This is a genomic window from Citrobacter freundii complex sp. 2025EL-00176 (assembly GCF_053309355.1).
Map to the genome: position 1 here is coordinate 246,700 of NZ_JBRYHT010000006.1, position 17,850 is coordinate 264,549.

17 protein-coding genes and 1 rRNA gene are annotated in these 17,850 nt (G+C 53.5%); 10 read left to right on the forward strand and 8 right to left on the reverse strand.

The features are described 5' to 3' along the window. Positions 1 to 9 precede the first annotated feature (9 nt). The 5 genes from dnaE (at position 10) to tilS (ending at position 8,512) form a co-directional block, all read left to right on the forward strand. Positions 10 to 3,492 carry a DNA polymerase III subunit alpha gene (gene dnaE / locus ACVXHP_RS14450; RefSeq protein ID WP_447571695.1) on the forward strand — a complete coding sequence of 1,161 codons (3,483 nt, stop codon included), beginning with the start codon at positions 10 to 12 and terminating at the stop codon, positions 3,490 to 3,492. 12 nt (positions 3,493 to 3,504) lie between these two features. Further along, a complete protein-coding gene (gene accA, locus ACVXHP_RS14455; protein WP_447571696.1) occupies positions 3,505 to 4,464 on the forward strand; it encodes an acetyl-CoA carboxylase carboxyl transferase subunit alpha in 960 nt (319 codons plus the stop codon). 99 nt (positions 4,465 to 4,563) lie between these two features. Continuing rightward, a complete protein-coding gene (ldcC, locus tag ACVXHP_RS14460; RefSeq protein WP_447571697.1) occupies positions 4,564 to 6,702 on the forward strand; it encodes a lysine decarboxylase LdcC in 2,139 nt (712 codons plus the stop codon). 66 nt (positions 6,703 to 6,768) lie between these two features. Continuing rightward, entirely contained in the window at positions 6,769 to 7,158 is a 390-nt protein-coding gene (locus tag ACVXHP_RS14465) for a VOC family protein (RefSeq protein ID WP_200008664.1), read from the forward strand. Between the two features lie 61 nt (positions 7,159 to 7,219). Further along, positions 7,220 to 8,512 carry a tRNA lysidine(34) synthetase TilS gene (gene tilS / locus ACVXHP_RS14470; RefSeq protein WP_447571698.1) on the forward strand — a complete coding sequence of 431 codons (1,293 nt, stop codon included), beginning with the start codon at positions 7,220 to 7,222 and terminating at the stop codon, positions 8,510 to 8,512. 83 nt (positions 8,513 to 8,595) lie between these two features. On the opposite strand, the gene rof is transcribed toward tilS, so the two are convergent. Further along, the gene (gene rof, locus ACVXHP_RS14475; RefSeq protein WP_003018503.1) at positions 8,596 to 8,856 is read right to left on the reverse strand and encodes a Rho-binding antiterminator; all 261 of its coding nucleotides are present in this window, start codon (positions 8,854 to 8,856) and stop codon (positions 8,596 to 8,598) included. After that, positions 8,843 to 9,043 carry a YaeP family protein gene (locus ACVXHP_RS14480; protein ID WP_005132083.1) on the reverse strand — a complete coding sequence of 67 codons (201 nt, stop codon included), beginning with the start codon at positions 9,041 to 9,043 and terminating at the stop codon, positions 8,843 to 8,845. The genes rof and ACVXHP_RS14480 overlap by 14 nt, the downstream gene beginning before the upstream one ends. A gap of 188 nt (positions 9,044 to 9,231) precedes the next feature. On the opposite strand from ACVXHP_RS14480, the gene ACVXHP_RS14485 reads away from it, so the two are divergent. The 3 genes from ACVXHP_RS14485 to nlpE are packed head-to-tail and all read left to right on the forward strand — an operon-like array spanning position 9,232 to position 10,925. Further along, on the forward strand, positions 9,232 to 9,777 hold the full coding sequence (locus ACVXHP_RS14485; RefSeq protein ID WP_447571699.1) for a YaeQ family protein: 546 nt from the start codon (positions 9,232 to 9,234) through the stop codon (positions 9,775 to 9,777). After that, entirely contained in the window at positions 9,774 to 10,196 is a 423-nt protein-coding gene (arfB, locus tag ACVXHP_RS14490) for an alternative ribosome rescue aminoacyl-tRNA hydrolase ArfB (protein ID WP_038637447.1), read from the forward strand. The genes ACVXHP_RS14485 and arfB overlap by 4 nt, the downstream gene beginning before the upstream one ends. A 30-nt stretch (positions 10,197 to 10,226) precedes the next feature. After that, positions 10,227 to 10,925, forward strand: coding sequence for an envelope stress response activation lipoprotein NlpE (gene nlpE / locus ACVXHP_RS14495; protein WP_087857695.1), 699 nt, complete (start codon positions 10,227 to 10,229; stop codon positions 10,923 to 10,925). A 43-nt stretch (positions 10,926 to 10,968) separates the two neighbouring features. On the opposite strand, the gene proS is transcribed toward nlpE, so the two are convergent. The 6 genes from proS to metN all read right to left on the reverse strand — a co-directional run bounded on the left by proS (position 10,969) and on the right by metN (position 16,563). Continuing rightward, on the reverse strand, positions 10,969 to 12,687 hold the full coding sequence (gene proS, locus ACVXHP_RS14500; protein ID WP_447571700.1) for a proline--tRNA ligase: 1,719 nt from the start codon (positions 12,685 to 12,687) through the stop codon (positions 10,969 to 10,971). Positions 12,688 to 12,800: 113 nt separating this feature from the next. Beyond that, entirely contained in the window at positions 12,801 to 13,508 is a 708-nt protein-coding gene (gene tsaA, locus ACVXHP_RS14505; RefSeq protein WP_447571701.1) for a tRNA (N6-threonylcarbamoyladenosine(37)-N6)-methyltransferase TrmO, read from the reverse strand. Continuing rightward, positions 13,505 to 13,909, reverse strand: coding sequence for an Rcs stress response system protein RcsF (gene rcsF, locus ACVXHP_RS14510; protein WP_016151780.1), 405 nt, complete (start codon positions 13,907 to 13,909; stop codon positions 13,505 to 13,507). Before rcsF ends, tsaA begins: the two co-directional genes overlap by 4 nt. A gap of 116 nt (positions 13,910 to 14,025) precedes the next feature. Beyond that, positions 14,026 to 14,841 (reverse strand): methionine ABC transporter substrate-binding lipoprotein MetQ, encoded by an 816-nt coding sequence (metQ, locus tag ACVXHP_RS14515; protein ID WP_447571702.1) that lies wholly within the window; start codon positions 14,839 to 14,841, stop codon positions 14,026 to 14,028. A 44-nt stretch (positions 14,842 to 14,885) separates the two neighbouring features. Beyond that, on the reverse strand, positions 14,886 to 15,539 hold the full coding sequence (locus ACVXHP_RS14520; protein WP_006686810.1) for a methionine ABC transporter permease MetI: 654 nt from the start codon (positions 15,537 to 15,539) through the stop codon (positions 14,886 to 14,888). After that, positions 15,532 to 16,563 carry a methionine ABC transporter ATP-binding protein MetN gene (gene metN / locus ACVXHP_RS14525; RefSeq protein WP_200008670.1) on the reverse strand — a complete coding sequence of 344 codons (1,032 nt, stop codon included), beginning with the start codon at positions 16,561 to 16,563 and terminating at the stop codon, positions 15,532 to 15,534. Before metN ends, ACVXHP_RS14520 begins: the two co-directional genes overlap by 8 nt. Positions 16,564 to 16,752: 189 nt before the next feature. Between metN and gmhB the strand changes: the two genes are divergently transcribed. Together gmhB and ACVXHP_RS14535 are read left to right on the forward strand one after the other, a co-directional pair. Further along, complete coding sequence (gene gmhB, locus ACVXHP_RS14530) at positions 16,753 to 17,319, forward strand: D-glycero-beta-D-manno-heptose 1,7-bisphosphate 7-phosphatase (RefSeq protein WP_042312133.1); 567 nt, start codon at positions 16,753 to 16,755, stop codon at positions 17,317 to 17,319. 364 nt (positions 17,320 to 17,683) lie between these two features. After that, positions 17,684 to 17,850, forward strand: a 16S ribosomal RNA gene (locus tag ACVXHP_RS14535); the annotation flags it as partial.

Consider the following 17,850-nt stretch of genomic DNA (forward strand, 5'->3'; position numbering starts at 1 on the left):
AATCTGAAGATGTCTGAACCACGTTTCGTCCACCTCCGGGTGCACAGCGACTACTCCATGATCGATGGGCTGGCGAAAACCGGGCCGCTGGTGAAGAAGGCGGCCGCGTTAGGCATGCCTGCGCTGGCGATCACCGATTTTACCAACCTGTGTGGTCTGGTGAAGTTTTACGGAGCGGGTCACGGCGCCGGTATTAAGCCCATTGTAGGCGCAGATTTTCACGTCCGCAGTGAGCTATTGGGTGATGAACTCACGCAACTCACCGTATTGGCCGCTAACAATACCGGCTATCAGAACCTGACGTTATTGATATCAAAAGCCTATCAGCGCGGTTATGGTGCAGAAGGGCCAGTTATCGACAGGGACTGGCTGGTCGAGCTAAAAGAAGGTTTGATTTTGCTCTCCGGCGGCCGCATGGGCGACGTCGGACGTAGCTTGTTGCGCGGTAATAGCGCCTTGGTTGACGAGTGCGTGGCGTTTTACGAAGCGCATTTTCCCAATAGCTACTTCCTGGAGCTGATCCGTACCGGCCGACAAGATGAAGAAAACTACCTGCATGCCGCGGTAGAACTGGCCGAAAGGCGTGGTTTGCCGGTGGTGGCGACCAATGATGTTCGCTTCCTTGAAACCGGTGATTTCGACGCGCATGAAATCCGCGTGGCGATCCACGACGGGTTCACCCTTGACGATCCTAAACGCCCGCGTAACTATTCGCCGCAGCAGTATATGCGTAGCGAAGACGAGATGTGCGAGCTGTTCTCCGATATCCCGGAGGCGCTGCAAAACACCGTCGAAATCGCCAAACGCTGTAACGTCACGGTGCGTTTGGGCGAGTATTTCCTGCCGCAGTTCCCGACCGGCGATATGACCACCGAGGATTTCCTCGTGGCGAAGTCGAAAGAGGGGCTGGAAGAGCGTCTGGAATTCCTGTTCCCGGACCCGGAAGAGCGCGCCAAGCGCCGTCCGGAATATGATGAACGTCTGGATATCGAGCTGCAGGTTATCAACCAGATGGGATTCCCTGGCTACTTCCTGATCGTTATGGAATTTATCCAGTGGTCGAAAGATAACGGCGTACCAGTAGGCCCGGGACGTGGTTCCGGCGCAGGATCGCTGGTGGCCTATGCGCTAAAAATTACCGATCTTGACCCGCTGGAATTTGACCTGCTGTTCGAACGTTTCCTGAACCCGGAACGTGTCTCTATGCCCGACTTTGACGTTGACTTCTGTATGGAGAAACGCGACCAGGTTATTGAACACGTGGCGGAAATGTACGGTCGTGATGCGGTTTCGCAGATTATTACTTTCGGTACGATGGCGGCAAAAGCGGTTATCCGTGACGTGGGCCGCGTGCTGGGGCACCCGTACGGCTTCGTGGATCGTATTTCGAAACTGGTGCCGCCCGATCCGGGCATGACGCTGGCGAAAGCCTTTGAAGCCGAACCGCAGCTGCCGGAAATTTACGAAGCGGATGAAGAAGTACGCGCGCTGATCGACATGGCGCGTAAGCTGGAAGGCGTCACGCGTAACGCCGGTAAGCACGCCGGTGGTGTGGTTATCGCCCCGACCAAAATTACCGATTTTGCGCCGCTATACTGCGATGAACAGGGGCTGCACCCGGTTACTCAGTTTGATAAGAACGACGTAGAATACGCCGGCCTGGTGAAGTTCGACTTCCTGGGTCTGCGTACGCTGACCATCATCAACTGGGCGCTGGAGATGATCAACGCCCGCCGTGAAAAGAACGGCGAGCCGCCGCTGGATATCGCGGCTATCCCGCTGGATGACAAGAAAAGCTTCGACATGCTGCAACGCTCGGAAACCACCGCGGTATTCCAGCTTGAATCCCGCGGCATGAAGGATCTGATCAAACGTCTGCAGCCTGACTGCTTCGAAGATATGATCGCATTGGTGGCCTTGTTCCGCCCAGGCCCGCTACAGTCGGGGATGGTAGATAACTTTATCGACCGTAAGCATGGTCGCGAAGAGATTTCCTATCCGGACGTACAATGGCAGCATGAGTGTCTGAAGCCGGTACTGGAGCCAACCTACGGCATTATCCTGTATCAGGAACAGGTTATGCAGATTGCCCAGGAGCTGTCCGGTTATACGCTTGGTGGCGCGGATATGCTGCGTCGTGCGATGGGTAAGAAGAAGCCGGAAGAGATGGCCAAGCAGCGCGGCACCTTTGAAGAAGGAGCGAAAAAGCGCGGCGTCGACGGCGAGCTGGCGATGAAAATCTTTGACCTGGTGGAGAAATTCGCCGGTTACGGATTTAACAAATCGCACTCCGCTGCCTATGCGCTGGTCTCTTACCAGACGCTGTGGCTGAAGGCGCATTACCCAGCCGAGTTTATGGCGGCGGTAATGACGGCCGATATGGATAACACCGAGAAAGTGGTCGGGCTGGTGGATGAATGCTGGCGCATGGGGTTAAAAATTCTGCCGCCGGACATTAACTCCGGGCTGTACCATTTCCACGTTAACGATGATGGCGAGATTGTTTACGGCATCGGCGCGATAAAAGGCGTGGGTGAAGGACCAATTGAAGCTATTATTGAGGCGCGCAACGAAGGCGGTTACTTCCGCGAGCTGTTTGATCTCTGTGCGCGTACGGATATCAAAAAACTCAATCGCCGGGTGCTGGAAAAACTGATTATGTCCGGGGCGTTTGATCGCCTTGGCCCACACCGCGCGGCGTTGATGAATTCGCTGAATGATGCGCTAAAAGCCGCCGATCAGCATGCGAAAGCCGAGGCTATCGGTCAGGCTGATATGTTTGGCGTGCTGGCGGAAGAGCCGGAACAAATTGAACAGTCTTATGCCAACTGTACACCGTGGCCGGAGCAGGTGGTATTAGACGGTGAGCGTGAAACGTTAGGGCTTTACCTGACGGGACACCCCATCAACCAGTATTTAAAAGAAATTGAGCGCTATGTCGGAGGCCACAGGCTGAAAGACATGCATCCGACAGAACGTGGTAAAGTCACCACGGCTGCGGGGCTCGTCATTGCCGCGCGGGTAATGGTCACCAAGCGCGGCAATCGTATCGGCATCTGTACCCTGGATGACCGTTCCGGGCGTCTGGAAGTTATGTTGTTTACCGATGCCCTGGATAAATACCAGCAATTGCTGGAAAAAGACCGCATACTTATCGTCAGCGGACAGGTCAGCTTTGATGACTTCAGCGGCGGGCTTAAAATGATGGCCCGTGAAGTCATGGATATTGACGAAGCCCGGGAAAAATATGCTCGCGGGCTTGCTATCTCGCTGACGGACAGGCAAATTGATGACCAGCTTTTAAACCGACTCCGTCAGTCTCTGGAACCCCACCGCTCGGGGACAATTCCAGTACATCTCTACTATCAGAGGGCGGATGCACGTGCGCGGTTGCGTTTTGGCGCGACGTGGCGTGTCTCTCCGAGCGATCGTTTGCTAAACGATCTCCGCGGCCTTATTGGTTCGGAGCAGGTGGAACTGGAGTTTGACTAATACAGGAATACTATGAGTCTGAATTTCCTTGATTTTGAACAGCCGATTGCAGAGCTGGAAGCAAAAATCGATTCTCTGACTGCGGTTAGCCGTCAGGATGAGAAACTGGATATTAACATCGATGAAGAAGTGCATCGTCTGCGTGAAAAAAGCGTAGAACTGACGCGTAAAATCTTCGCCGATCTTGGCGCATGGCAGGTAGCCCAACTGGCGCGCCATCCACAGCGTCCGTACACCCTGGATTATGTCCGCCTGGCGTTTGATGAATTTGATGAGCTGGCGGGCGATCGTGCCTATGCGGATGACAAAGCTATCGTCGGCGGTATCGCGCGTCTGGATGGCCGTCCGGTGATGATCATTGGTCATCAGAAAGGCCGTGAAACCAAAGAAAAAATTCGTCGTAATTTCGGCATGCCAGCCCCGGAAGGTTATCGCAAAGCGCTGCGTCTGATGGAAATGGCCGAACGTTTCAACATGCCGATCATTACCTTCATCGACACCCCAGGGGCTTACCCGGGCGTGGGCGCGGAAGAACGTGGTCAGTCTGAAGCTATCGCGCGCAACCTGCGTGAAATGTCGCGTCTGAGCGTACCGGTCATCTGCACTGTGATTGGTGAAGGTGGTTCCGGCGGCGCGCTGGCGATTGGCGTAGGCGATAAAGTGAATATGCTGCAATACAGCACCTATTCCGTTATCTCCCCGGAAGGCTGCGCGTCTATTCTGTGGAAAAGCGCCGATAAAGCGCCGCTGGCCGCAGAAGCGATGGGGATTATCGCGCCGCGTCTGAAAGAGCTGAAGCTTATCGACTCTATCATTCCTGAACCGCTGGGCGGCGCACACCGCAACCCGGAAGTGATGGCTGCGTCGCTGAAAGCGCAACTGCTCGCCGATCTCGCCGATCTCAATGTGTTAGGTAAAGAAGATCTGAAAAACCGACGTTACCAGCGTCTGATGAGCTACGGTTACGCGTAAACTGCATTGATTCTGAAAAGGGCCACAACGCTGTGGCCCTTTTTTTTACCTGCAGTTTGACCAGGCTATGCTTAACTAAGGTTTTTCCAGGAGGAACGCATGAATATCATTGCCATCATGGGACCGCATGGCGTCTTTTATAAAGATGAGCCCATTAAGGAACTTGAGCGTGCGCTGCAACAGCAGGGGTTTCAGATTATCTGGCCGCAGAATAGCGTTGACCTGCTGAAGTTTATCGAACATAACCCACGAATTTGCGGCGTCATTTTTGACTGGGATGAATACAGCCTGGATCTGTGCAGTGACATCAACCAGCTCAACGAATATCTCCCGCTTTACGCCTTTATTAATACCCATTCAACGATGGATGTCAGCGCTCACGATCTGCGCATGGCGCTGTGGTTTTTTGAGTATGCGCTGGGCCAGTCTGAAGACATTGCCACCCGCATCCGCCAGTACACCAGTGAATATCTGGATAACATCACGCCGCCTTTCACCAAAGCGCTGTTTACCTATGTGAAGGAAGGAAAGTATACCTTCTGTACGCCCGGGCATATGGCGGGAACGGCGTACCAGAAAAGCCCGGTCGGCTGCCTGTTCTATGATTTCTTTGGCGGTAATACGCTGAAAGCCGATGTCTCCATTTCCGTGACCGAGTTGGGCTCGCTGCTGGATCATACCGGCCCGCACCTGGAAGCGGAGGAGTATATCGCGCGCACTTTTGGCGCCGAACAGAGCTATATGGTGACCAACGGCACCTCCACCTCCAATAAAATTGTTGGCATGTATGCCGCACCCACGGGCAGTACGCTGTTGATTGACCGCAACTGCCATAAGTCTTTGGCGCATTTGCTGATGATGAGCGATGTGGTGCCCATCTGGCTGAAGCCGACGCGTAATGCGTTGGGCATTCTGGGCGGTATCCCCCGTCGGGAATTTACCCGTGCAAGCATCGAAAGCAAGGTAGAAGAGACCCCTCAGGCGCAATGGCCGGTGCATGCGGTGATCACCAACTCCACCTATGACGGCCTGCTGTATAACACCAACTGGATCAAGCAAACGCTGGAAGTGCCCTCTATCCATTTTGATTCAGCCTGGGTGCCATATACCCATTTTCATCCGATCTATCAGGGGAAAAGCGGGATGAGCGGTGAGCGCGTGCCGGGGAAAGTGATTTTTGAAACCCAGTCCACCCACAAGATGCTGGCGGCGTTGTCACAGGCTTCTCTGATCCATATTAAGGGCGACTACGACGAAGACACCTTCAACGAAGCCTTTATGATGCACACATCCACTTCGCCGAGTTACCCGATTGTCGCCTCGATAGAAACCGCTGCGGCAATGCTGCGAGGCAATTCAGGCAAGCGGTTAATCAATCGTTCGGTGGAGCGGGCGTTGCATTTCCGTAAAGAAGTGCAGCGGTTGCGTGAAGAGTCGGATGGCTGGTTTTTTGATATCTGGCAGCCTGAAAGGGTGGATGAAGCAGAATGCTGGCCGGTAGCGCCTGGTGAAGACTGGCACGGATTTGTCGATGCTGACGCCGACCACATGTTCCTCGACCCGGTGAAGGTCACTATTCTGACGCCGGGTATGGATGAACAGGGAAATATGAGTGAAGAGGGGATCCCCGCCGCGCTGGTGGCAAAATTCCTTGATGAACGCGGCGTGGTTGTCGAGAAAACGGGACCGTATAATCTGTTGTTCCTGTTCAGCATCGGCATTGATAAAACCCGGGCGATGGGCCTGCTGCGCGGCCTGACGGAATTTAAGCGTTCGTACGATCTGAATTTACGCGTGAAAAACATGCTGCCGGATCTGTATGCTGAGGATCCCGACTTTTATCGCAATATGCGGATTCAGGATCTGGCGCAGGGGATCCATAGGCTTATTCGCCAGCACGATCTCTCCGGGCTGATGCTGCGGGCATTTGATACCTTACCGGAAATAAAAATGACGCCGCATCAGGCCTGGCAGCGGCAGATCAAAGGTGAGGTTGAAACGGTAGCGCTCGATCAACTGGTGGGGCGCGTTTCCGCCAATATGATCCTGCCTTATCCTCCCGGCGTACCGCTCTTGATGCCAGGTGAAATGATCACGAAAAAAAGCCGGGCGGTACTCGATTTCCTGCTGATGCTGTGCTCAGTGGGTCATCATTATCCTGGATTTGAAACCGATATCCATGGCGCTAAACTGGGGGAAGATGGCGTGTATCGTGTGAGAGTCTTAAAAATGGCATAACGACTTGCCTGAACCCATTACGCACGAGTAACGTGCTGAAAGAAAAAACGAAAGAGGCAAAACGCTATGCTGGGATTAAAACAGGTTCACCATATTGCCATTATTGCGACGGACTACGCGGCGAGTAAGGCATTTTACTGCGATGTGCTGGGCTTCACCCTGATGAGCGAAGCCTACCGGGAAGAACGTGACTCCTGGAAAGGCGATCTGGCATTGAACGGTCAGTATGTGATTGAGCTCTTTTCTTTCCCATTTCCGCCTTGCCGCCCGAGTCGACCGGAAGCCTGTGGTTTACGTCATCTGGCGTTCAGTGTGGATGATGTAGAGAAAGCGATCGCGCATCTGGATGCTCACCACGTGAAGTGCGAGCCGGTACGCATTGATCCGTTTACCGGCAAACGTTTTACGTTTTTTAACGATCCCGACGGATTACCGCTCGAACTGTATGAGCTGTAAGCCTTGTCATTATGGCGTTAGCCCGGTAACGTGCCGGGCAATCCCATTGTAAGTAACCATCATGACAACACTCACGCTGAACACTTCACTGCTGAATTCTCAATCGATTCTGGTCGCCTTTAGCGGCGGGCTGGACTCCACCGTGCTGCTGCATCAGTTAGTGCTGTGGCGAGCACAGCACCCTGAAGTTACGTTGCGCGCAATCCATATTCATCATGGATTAAGTCCTCACGCGGACAGCTGGGTGCAGCATTGTGAATCGATATGCGCACAGTGGCAGGTGCCGCTGGTGGTTGAACGGGTCCGCCTTGAAGATGATGGGTTGGGGATAGAAGCTCAGGCGCGGCGGGCGCGCTATCATGCCTTTGCACAGACGTTACTGCCGGGCGAGGAGTTGATGACCGCCCAGCATCTGGATGACCAGTGCGAAACCTTTCTGCTGGCCCTTAAGCGCGGCAGTGGTCCCGCCGGGCTTTCCGCTATGGGAGAAAGCTCGCCGTTTGCCGGGACCCGGCTAATCCGACCGCTGCTGGCGCAAACGCGAGAGGCGCTGGAGAAGTGGGCGCGACAGCACCAATTATGCTGGATTGAGGATGAAAGTAATCAGGACGATACCTACGATCGCAATTTCCTCAGATTGCGCGTTACGCCGTTGCTGCAACAGCGTTGGCCGCACTTTGCGCAAGCCACGGCCCGCAGCGCCGCGCTGTGCGCCGAGCAGGAGAGCTTGCTGGACGAACTTCTTGCCAGTGATTTAGCCGACTGTGTCACGGCCCAGGGCACACTGTTACTGGCGCCGCTAATGACGATGAGCAGCGTACGGCGTGCCGCCCTGCTTCGCCGTTGGCTGGCAGGATTAAATGCGCCAATGCCTTCCCGTGACGCGCTGGAACGTATCTGGCAGGAAGTCGCGCTGGCGCGGGAAGATGCTTCCCCCAGTTTTCGCCTTGGAGAGTTCGACATTCGTCGTTATCAGTCACAGCTGTGGTGGGTGAAATCGGTCGACGGACAAAGCGAAACCGTCATTCCGTGGGCCTGCTGGGAAACGTCGTTGACGCTGCCTGCCGGGTTAGGCACGGTGCAGCTCATCCCTGCTGGCGAATTGCGTCTGCCGCAAGCAGATGAAGCCGTCAGCATTCGGTTTAAAGCACCCGGCGTATTACATATTGTCGGGCGTAACGGTGGACGTAAATTAAAGAAAATCTGGCAGGAGCAGGGGATCCCGCCCTGGCGACGAGATACCACGCCGCTGTTGTTTTACGGCGAAACGCTGATTGCGGCTGCGGGTGTTTTTGTGACGCGTGAGAGTATGGCGGAAGCTGGAGCAGGGGTGAGTCTGGTTTGGCATGCCTGATGGCGGGGCGCTTATCAGGCCTACATATCGCATAGAAAGTAGGCCGGATAAGGTGCTTGCACCGCCATCCGGCAACAAAAGAATCAGGATTCGCTGACGACCACGGTACCGATTTGCGGGTGGCTGAAGCTGGCAATTTTATCGAGGCGAAGCTCCCGGGTTTCACCTGCGACATCTGCGACCAGATATTCCACGTTTTTGCGTGAAACCAGATCGTTTGCTTTCGCCTGCAAAACTTCGCCATCTTTTAACGCCAACGTCAGTAATAAATGGTGCTGGCAGGCGAGTTCAAGATTGTCGTAATCATCACAGTTGATGGGTTGATACGTTTCATTCATTGACATAATCGCTCACCAGTAAGTTCGCGGCAGCATAGGCCGCTTTTTCCCTGACCGACTCTGAAAGGGCGCTGTCTGCCGCCACTTCATTAAGCACCTTCAATACGCAACCCAGCGCATCCGGGACATACCCTAAGTCTCCGCTGGCGATTTCCGCGTACCGCTTGCGTATTAACTCACAATATTTTTCCACATGCCCTCCTGTCAGCACTCTGACTTAACCGTGGATGCAAGTCTAAGCCTACGAAGATAAACTCTGTTTAGCAAGGTGACTATACCATACTCATTCAGGCAATATCAGCGCCTTGATAGAGGCGCTGTTAGCAGCCTTTTGCCGCAGATTTCGCTACAATGTGCGCCTGATTCGAAAGGAGTTCTCAAATGGCGCTTAAAGCGACAATCTATAAAGCTGTAGTCAATGTGGCGGATCTCGACCGCAACCAGTTCCTTGACGCAGCCTTGACGCTGGCGCGTCACCCTTCAGAAACCCAGGAGCGCATGATGCTGCGCTTGCTGGCGTGGATTAAATATGCCGATGAGCGCCTGCAGTTTACGCGGGGCTTGAGTGCGGAAGATGAACCGGAAGCATGGCTGCGAAACGATCATCTGGGCATTGATTTATGGATTGAGCTCGGCTTGCCGGATGAGCGCCGTATTAAGAAAGCCTGCACTCAGTCTGCTGAGGTGGCCCTGTTTACCTACAACAGCCGTGCGGCTCAGATCTGGTGGCAACAAAACCAGAGTAAGTGCGCGCAGTTTAAAAATCTTACCGTGTGGTATCTGGATGACGAACAGCTGGCGCAACTGAGTGAATTTGCTGGTCGCACCATGGCGCTGCAGGCAACGATCCAGGATGGCGCTATCTGGTTATCCGATTCTCAGAACAATCTGGAAATTCATCTGACCGCGTGGCAGCCGAGTTCATGATAGTCATCTCCCGAAACGTCTCTATCCCTGATAATGAGTTGGAAATCACGGCGATTCGGGCGCAAGGCGCTGGTGGTCAGCACGTTAACAAGACCTCGACGGCCATCCATTTGCGCTTTGACATTCGGGCCTCTGGCCTGCCAGAGTATTATAAAGAACGCCTGCTGGCCGCCAGCCATCATCTGATTAGCGGCGATGGCGTCATTATTATTAAGGCGCAGGAATACCGTAGCCAGGAGCTAAACCGGGAAGCGGCAATCTCCCGGCTGGTGGCGGTAATTAAAGAATTAACCGCAGTGCAAAAAAGCCGACAGGCAACGCGTCCTACGCGCGCTTCGAAAGAGCGTAGGTTGTCATCGAAGGCGCAAAAATCCACAGTGAAGTCACTGCGCGGGAGAGTTCGTCGGACGCAAGACTGACGAGCAGGAATAAAAATTTATAAGGAATTGATAGTGAAAACAGCAATATTGTCCGTAGTCGCTGCATGCACGCTTTTTTCCTTGATCGGCTGTAACAACCGTACTGAAGTCGAAGTACTACAGCCGACACGGGCGGCAGAATTAAAACCGATGCAGCAAAGCTGGCGTGGCATCTTGCCTTGCGCGGACTGCGAAGGGATTGAAACTTCTCTGTTCCTCGAAAAAGACGGAACATGGGTGATGAACGAACGTTATCAGGGTGTGCGGGATGAACCGTCGTCCTTTGCCTCTTACGGTACATGGGCGCGCACTGCTGACAAGTTGGTGCTGACCGACAGCAAAGGTGAAAAGTCGTACTACCGGGCAAAAGGTGAAGCGCTGGAAATGCTCGATCGTGAAGGTAATCCGATTGAGTCACAGTTCAACTACACGCTCCAGCCAGTTTCCGCCAGCCTACCGGTGACGCCAATGCCGATGCGGGGGATGTACTTCTATATGGCTGACGCAGCTATCTTTACCGACTGCGCAACGGGTAAACGGATGCCGGTGGCGAATAACGCCCAGCTTGAACGTGACTATTTAGCCGCGCGCGCGGAAAACGGGCAATCCGTATTACTGACGCTGGAAGCGCATTTCACGCTGGAGGCGAACCCGGACACCGGCGAAAAAGTGAAAACGCTGATGGCGGATAAAGATGCGAAATTTATCCCCGGTAAAGGATGTAATTAATTGATGAAAAAAAGGCCCTGATAATCAGGGCCTTTTGCTGATATTAGCCTTTAATGGCTTTTACCAGGTAGTCGACGATGCCGCCCGTTTTAATCAACTGCTTCTCGCCGTTACGACGGTATTTGTATTCGATATCGTCGTTGTCGAGGTTACGGTCGCCCAGCACGATAGTGTGCGGAATACCGATCAGTTCCATATCGGCAAACATCACGCCCGGACGCTCTTTACGGTCATCCATCAGCACTTCGATGCCCTGCGCGCGCAGCTCAGCGTACAGCTTCTCAGCCAGCTCCTGCACGCGATAGGACTTATGCATGTTCATCGGCAGAATCGCGACCTGGAACGGCGCAATGGCGTCTGGCCATACGATACCGCGATCGTCGTAGTTCTGTTCGATAGCGGCAGCAACCACGCGAGTGACCCCGATACCGTAGCAACCCATGGTCAGGATCTGGTTACGGCCATCTTCGCCCTGAACGGCGGCTTTCATCGCTTCAGAGTACTTGGTACCCAGCTGGAAGATGTGACCCACTTCGATGCCGCGTTTAATCAGCAGCGTACCTTTGCCATCCGGGCTTGGGTCGCCAGCGACTACGTTACGGATATCCGCAACTTCAGGGGTGGCAACGTCGCGATCCCAGTTGATACCAAAGTAGTGCTTACCGTCGATGTTGGCGCCCGCGGCGAAATCGCTCATCACGGCAACGGTACGGTCGATAACGGTCGGAATTGGCATGTTGACCGGGCCCAGAGAACCAGGGCCTGCGTTTACCAGCGCACGAATTTCTTCTTCGGTGGCGAAGGTCAGCGGGCTAGCAACCTGCGGCAGTTTTTCCGCTTTGACTTCGTTCAGCTCGTGATCGCCGCGAACCAGCAGCGCGACCAGCGGAGACTTGCTGCCTTCAACCGCTTTCACCAGCAGGGTTTTCACGGTTTTCTCAATCGGCAGGTTGAACTGCTCAACCAGCTCGGCGATGGTTTTCGCGTTCGGCGTATCAACCAGCGTCATCTCCTGCGTTGCTGCCGCGCGCGGCTCTTTTGGCGCAACGGCTTCGGCGAATTCGATGTTCGCGGCATAATCGGAGGTGTCGGAGAAGATCACATCATCTTCGCCGCTCTGCGCCAGCACCTGGAATTCGTGAGAGGCGCTACCGCCGATTGAACCGGTATCCGCCTGGACCGCACGGAAATCGAGACCCATACGGCTGAAGATCTTGCTGTACGCCGCGTACATCGCGTCGTAGGTCTCCTGCAGAGATTCCTGAGAGGTATGGAAAGAGTAGGCATCTTTCATCAGGAATTCGCGGGAACGCATCACGCCGAAGCGCGGACGGACTTCGTCACGGAATTTCGTCTGGATCTGGTAGAAGTTCAGCGGCAACTGTTTGTAAGAGCTCAGCTCGTTACGAATCAGGTCGGTGATCACTTCTTCATGCGTTGGGCCAAGGACGAACGGGCGATCGCCACGGTCAGCAATACGCAGCAGTTCCGGGCCGTATTGTTCCCAACGGCCACTCTCTTGCCACAGCTCAGAGGGCTGAACGACCGGCATCAACACCTCGATCGCACCGGCGTTGTTCATCTCTTCACGCACGATGTTTTCGACTTTTTTCAGGACGCGCACGCCGGTCGGCAGCCAGGTATATAACCCGGAGGCCAGCTTGCGGATCATCCCGGCGCGCAGCATCAGCTGGTGGCTGATGACTTCGGCGTCGGCAGGTGTCTCCTTCAGAGTGGAGAGCAGATATTGGCTAGTACGCATGTTGTTACGGTTCCAGTTGAACGATCGAACAGGCTCAAAACGAGCCTGGCACAAAACAAAAGTGGTTTAGTTTACCAGCGAGAAAGGGATGTCAAAAGAGTACGCGACGCAAATTAGCGGGCTTCCAGAGCAAAGACCTCAAATCCTGACGGCGTAACGCGCCAGCGGACGTTAAAGTCCAGCAGCCAAACGGCATAGGTTTTGCCTTCTTCCTCGTTTTTACGGTAGGCAGGACGTGGATCCTGCGCCAGCACTTCGGCAATAAACTGGCAAAGACGCGGATAACGTTTTTCCAGCCCAGCCAGTTGCCCGGCGATCTCTTCACTGAAGGTCACAGCTACGCTGGCCTGCGGTGCATCCTGAGCATAGCTGGCGCGAGCATCGGGCAGCGATTCGGCAAAGGGCAGATACGGTTTAATATCCACTACCGGCGTACCATCGACAAGATCCAGCCCGCCGAGCTCAAGGATTACGTGCTCTTTATGGCAGCGGATACCCCGCAGCTCAACCAAAGACATGCCAACAGGGTTCGGACGAAACGTTGAACGCGTGGCGAATACGCCCATTCTGGCGTTGCCGCCAAGACGGGGAGGGCGCACGGTTGGACGCCATCCACCTTCCATTGTCTGATGAAAAACAAAAATCACCCACAAATGGCTGAAGTCTTCCAGGCCGCGAACGGCTTCGGCCTGGTTATAGGGAGCGAGCAAATGCAGTTCGCCGCTGGCGCTTTTCACCAGGCCTGGCTGGCGTGGAACGGCGAACTTTTCTTTATAAGGTGAGCGGATAACGCCTATTTGCTCGAACTGAAAATGGCTCATTTCGCCGAAATGTTCAGTGCAGAACCGATGCAAACCGCCTGACGATAGCAACCTGGCGTCCCGCTGGTGACTTCGCAACTGTGCAGCAATACCGCATTCGCTTTCATTTTAGAGGCGTTAATCTGCATGCGTTTACGTGCGGTTGGGATGCTCGGAGGGGAATCCTGGTTTGATGCCTGGCAGGATTCGCCGCTGACTTCGCCGAGATCGCGGAACGGTTTACCCACTAAATCTTCGGCGTTAGTAATGATTCTTACCGGCGCCGCGCGCGGTGCTTTTGGTTTTTCCGGCTCCGCTTTTGGCGGGGTAGCGGTGCTTTGAACGGGTTCAACAGGGGATCTGCTTAACATAGAACAGCCGCTCAGCATGAGTGCTACTAAACAGATCGGTAAAGCACGCATAATATTTCCTCAATGAATGATCTAAACGTCAGATATTGAATCAGGTGCTTGCATAAATGACAAGACGGGCAAGCGCCCGTCCTGATGATATTACAGATTCTGGAAACAGCCTAAAATTACCAGCCCTTAACAGCACCGCCGTTGAAGACTTTGTTCGCTGCTTCGTACACTTCGTCAGACTGGTAGGCCTGCACGAATTTCTTCACGTTCTCAGCATCTTTGTTGTCTTCACGGGTCACGATCAGGTTTACGTACGGAGAATCTTTATCTTCAACAAAGATACCGTCTTTTGCCGGGGTCAGGCCAATCTGGCTGGCGTAGGTGGTGTTGATGACCGCCAGGACGATTTGCGCATCGTCCAGTGAACGCGGCAGCTGCGGCGCTTCCAGTTCAACCAGCTTCAGGTTTTTCGGGTTTTCAATCACGTCCAGCGCGGTCGGCAGCAGGCCAACACCGTCTTTCAGTTTGATTAAGCCCACTTTTTGCAGCAGCAGCAGAGAGCGGCCGAGGTTAGTCGGGTCGTTTGGAATCGCGACCTGAGAACCTTCCTGCAGCTCATCCAGTGATTTGATTTTTTTGGAATAGCCCGCAATCGGATAAACAAAAGTATTGCCCGCGGCAACCAGCTTGTAACCACGATCTTTAATTTGCTGATCCAGGTACGGTTTGTGCTGGAAGGCGTTAGCATCAATGTCGCCTTTGCTCAGCGCTTCGTTAGGCAGGACGTAATCGTTAAACGTGACCAGCTCAACGTCCAGGCCATATTTTTCTTTTGCCACTTTCTGCGCGACTTCTGCAACCTGCTGCTCTGCGCCAACAATAACGCCCACTTTGATGTGGTTAGGATCTTTTTCATCCTGGCCGCAACCCACAAGTGCCAGAGAACCGATCAGGGCTCCAACTGCCGCAAAGGTTTTGAATTTGAACGCCATGCTTATTTCCTTTTCTTAATGAGTTTTTAGTGTTGTGTGCAACGTTATTTGTGCGTGACAACCCGGACGATGCGATCGCCGGATAACTGAATTAAATAAACCAGAACGACGAGCAATACCAGTACTGTATTCATCACGGTGGCGTTGTAGCCAATATAACCGTACTGGTAGCCAATCTGTCCCAGACCACCTGCGCCGACGGCACCGCCCATCGCGGAATAGCCAACCAGCGTGATGAGCGTGATGGTGGCGGCATTGACCAGACCCGGCAGCGCTTCTGGCAGTAATACCTTACGTACAATCTGCAACGGCGTAGCGCCCATTGCACGAGAGGCTTCAATCAGCCCGGTCGGGATTTCCAGCAGCGCGTTTTCCACCATACGGGCGATAAACGGTGCGGCGCCGACGGTCAGCGGGACGATAGCGGCCTGCAGCCCGATAGAGGTGCCCACAATCATGCGGGTGAACGGAATCATCCACACCAGCAAAATAATGAATGGGATGGAACGGAAAATATTTACCAGCGCAGAGAGCGTACGGTAAAGCTTGGCGTTCTCAATAATTTGCCCTGGACGCGTAACGTACAGCAATACGCCAACCGGCAGGCCAATGACAAAACCAAAAAAACCGGACACAAAGGTCATTGCCAGCGTTTCCCATACGCCGCGAACCAGCAGCCACATCATCGGCTCAGACATAACCCAGTACCTCTACTTTTACATGGTGTTCCTGCAGCCAGTTAATGGCTGCTTGTGTATCTTCCTGTGTGCCGTGCATTTCAGTCAGCATAATGCCGAACTTCACGCCGCCGGCGTAATCCATCTGCGCGCTAATAATGTTGTTATTCACATTAAAGCGACGGGCCGTCTCAGAGAGCAATGGCGCATCGACTGAATGACCGGTGAACTCCATGCGCAGCATTGGCACGCTGTCAGCTTGCGGCTCTGCTTTTAAACGCGCCAGATAATCTTCCGGTATATCCAGATGTAGAGTGGACTGGATAAACTTCTGTGCCAGCGGCGTTTTCGGGTGAGAGAAAACTTCGCTGACGGTGTCCTGTTCAATCAGTTCACCATTGCTGATGACCGCCACACAGTCACAAATGCGTTTTACAACGTCCATCTCATGGGTAATCAGCAGAATGGTGAGACCCAGACGGCGGTTAATGTCTTTCAGCAGTTCCAGAATCGAACGCGTGGTTGCCGGGTCGAGTGCGCTGGTGGCTTCATCGCATAGCAACACTTTGGGATTACTTGCCAGCGCACGGGCGATCGCCACTCGCTGTTTTTGTCCACCGGAAAGGTTGGCCGGATAGCTATCGTGCTTGTCGCCAAGACCAACTAAATCCAGCAGTTCTGATACACGGCGTTTGATCTCTTCCTTTGGTGTGTTATCCAGTTCCAGCGGCAGCGCGACGTTGCCAAACACGGTACGGGAAGAGAGCAGGTTAAAATGTTGGAAAATCATGCCGATTTGACGGCGAGCTTTAGTCAACTCGGACTCTGAAAGCGTGGTCAGCTCCTGACCGCCGACCTGAACGCTACCTTCGGTTGGGCGTTCAAGTAAGTTAACGCAGCGGATAAGTGTACTTTTACCGGCACCGGAGGCGCCAATGACGCCATAAATCTGCCCGGCAGGAACGTGCAGGCTGACATTATTTAGCGCCTGAATGGTGCGAGTCCCCTGCTGGAACACTTTGGTGATATTCGAAAGTTTAATCATTGGTTATTTATTATCGTAATTAAGTTAGCCGTGGCATTTTCGTCTGTCTGGGACGGTCGAAGCCGTCAACAAGATGGATGTTAAGGCATCCAGACGTCTAAATCAATCTAGCTTTGCACGATGAGCACTTTCTTGCCCGCCGAAACATGCGATACTAGAGCCACATGCCTTATTCAGGAGCTATAAAAGGTGGCAAAGTCTGTACCCGCAATTTTTCTCGACCGTGACGGCACCATTAATGTGGACCACGGTTACGTACATGAGATTGACGAGTTCGAGTTTATCGACGGCGTTATCGATGCCATGCGTGAACTTAAAAATATGGGTTACGCGCTAATTGTGGTGACGAACCAGTCTGGTATCGCGCGCGGTAAATTTACCGAGGCTCAGTTTGAAACGTTGACCGAATGGATGGACTGGTCGCTGGCCGATCGCGATGTTGATCTGGATGGTATCTACTATTGCCCGCATCATCCGCAGGGCACAGTAGAAGAGTATCGTCAGGTCTGCGATTGCCGTAAACCGCATCCCGGGATGTTGATCTCCGCCCGCGACTTCCTGCACATCGATATGGCCGCTTCTTATATGGTAGGCGACAAAATAGAAGATATGCAGGCGGCGGCAGCTGCGAATGTTGGAACCAAGGTACTGGTGCGCACGGGCAAACCCGTCACGCCGGAAGCAGAAAATGCGGCAGATTTGGTTATAAATAGTCTGGCAGACCTGCCAATGGCGATAAAAAAGCAGCAAAAGTAAGCGTTGTGGGTAAAAGGTGAGCGGTTGAAACAAAAATGCATTTTTCCGCTTGTCTTCCTGAGTCGACTCCCTATAATGCGCCTCCATCGACACGGCGGATGTGAATCACTTCACACAAACAGCCCGGTCGGTTGAAGAGAAAAACCTGAAAATGAGGGTTGACTCTGAAAGAGGAAAGCGTAATATACGCCACCTCGCGACAGAGCGCTAAAGCGCGTCGCAACTGCTCTTTAACAATTTATCAGACAATCTGTGTGGGCACTCGAAGATACGGATTCTTAACGTCGCAAGACGAAAAATGAATACCAAGTCTCTGAGTGAACACGTAATTCATTACGAAGTTTAATTCACGAGCATCAAACTTAAATTGAAGAGTTTGATCATGGCTCAGATTGAACGCTGGCGGCAGGCCTAACACATGCAAGTCGAACGGTAGCACAGAGAGCTTGCTCTCGGGTGACGAGTGGCGGACGGGTGAGTAATGTCTGGGAAACTGCCCGATGGAGGGGGATAACTACTGGAAACGGTAGC